The organism is Haloarcula sp. DT43 (assembly GCF_037078405.1).
GTDB classification, from domain to species: Archaea; Halobacteriota; Halobacteria; order Halobacteriales; family Haloarculaceae; genus Haloarcula; species Haloarcula brevis.
In genome coordinates, this window is the sequence record NZ_JAYMGZ010000016.1 from 1 (window position 1) to 587 (window position 587).

Annotated in this window: 1 protein-coding gene; it reads left to right on the forward strand. The window is 70.0% G+C overall.

The genetic code is table 11. The annotated features are described in order from the left end of the window. Nucleotides 1–587, forward strand: a 587-nt coding sequence (locus VI123_RS19230; RefSeq protein ID WP_336339684.1) for an NAD(P)/FAD-dependent oxidoreductase, incomplete at both ends; no start/stop codon positions are given.

Sequence of the window (587 nt, forward strand, 5' to 3'; positions counted from 1 at the left end):
GTTCAGCAGGCCGCCCGCGAGGCCTCGACGAACGACCCGGCGCAGGTGGTCATCGGCGGTGCTGGCCTCTCGGGCATCCAGACGGCCGGCGAGGTCGCCGAGTTCCGCGACGAGCACAACGCGCCCATCGACATCCACCTCGTAGAGGGGCTGGACCAGGTGCTGCCCAACAGCGACCCGGAACTGCAGGGTGCGCTGCGCAAGCGCCTGGAGGCCGCCGACGTGAACATCGAGTGCGGTGAGTTCATCGGCGAGGTCGACGAGGAGACGGTCTACATCGGCGACGAGGACGAACTGGACTACGACGTGCTGGTCTGGACCGGCGGCATCACGGGCCGGGATTGCATGCAGGACGTGGACCTGGACAAGGACGAGCGCAACCACCGGGTCCACGCCGAAGGGAACTTCCAGACGGCGGACGAGCGCGTCTTCGCCATCGGGGACTCGGCGCTCATCGAGCAGCCGGGCGACCAGCCCGCGCCGCCGACGGCCCAGGCCGCCTGGCAAGCCGCCGAAGTCGCCGGCGAGAACCTGGCTCGCGCGGTGCGCGGCCAGCCGCTGAAGACGTGGACGCACAAGGACAAGGG